This is a genomic window from Parabacteroides sp. AF14-59 (assembly GCF_003479515.1).
Classification (GTDB): domain Bacteria; phylum Bacteroidota; class Bacteroidia; order Bacteroidales; family Tannerellaceae; genus Parabacteroides; species Parabacteroides faecis.
In genome coordinates this window covers 1-836 of record NZ_QUHH01000062.1, presented here as the reverse complement: position 1 = coordinate 836, position 836 = coordinate 1, and the positions used below count along the sequence as shown (strand labels likewise).

At 42.1% G+C, this 836-nt stretch carries 1 protein-coding gene; it reads right to left on the bottom strand.

Annotation, left to right across the window (positions count from 1 at the left end; translation table 11 throughout):
- On the bottom strand, nt 1-836 hold an 836-nt coding region (locus tag DWW23_RS26335; protein WP_305037004.1), incomplete at both ends, for a POTRA domain-containing protein.

The window sequence follows — 836 nt, the reverse complement described above, 5'->3', positions numbered from 1 at the left end:
ACGATATCTTCATACAGACGGTCGTTACCGTTAATGATCACACGGTTGATGGTAGCCTGCGGACCTTCCTGAATACGCACTTCCAGGGAGATAGAGTCGTTATCCACATCTACTTCTACCGGGTCGGCACTAAAGAAGATGTAACCATTATTATAATAGACATTGGATACAGCATCTTCATCTGTCGACAAACGTTCCGTCAACTTTTTCTGGTTATACACCTCACCCGGCTTCATTCCGAGGATCGCCTCCAGAAAATCAGAAGCGTACTGCGTATTACCCACAAAACGAATGTCTTTCAGATAATACTTGTCTCCTTCTTCCAGTTTCAGGAAGATATCGACCTTCTTCTCATTAAAATTCACAACACTATCAGCCAGCAATACCGCGTCACGATAACCATGTTCGTTATATTTGGAGATAATGTTCTGCTTATCTTTTTCGTATTCTTCCGTAGTGAACTTCTTCGTACTGAATGCTTCCAGGATACTGGTCTTCCAGTCGTTCGGAATACTGAACTTTTCGTTCGTCTTCTTCATCGCCTTCTTCAGGTCCCTGTTAGACAAAGCCTTGTTTCCTTCAAAATAAATACGATGAATCTTCGTCTTTTCATTCTTATCGATATTGATATCGACGATCACTTCGCCCTCTTTGGACAAATCATCACGTTGTACAATATCGACGTCTACATTCTTAAAACCTTTGCCGTCAAAGAACTTCTGAATAACGATCTTTGCACGGTCCATCAGGTTGGGAGTTACCTGGAAACCCTTCTTCAAGCCCAACTTGGCTTCAAGGTCTTCCCGTTCCCCTTTCTTTATACCATGATAATTTAC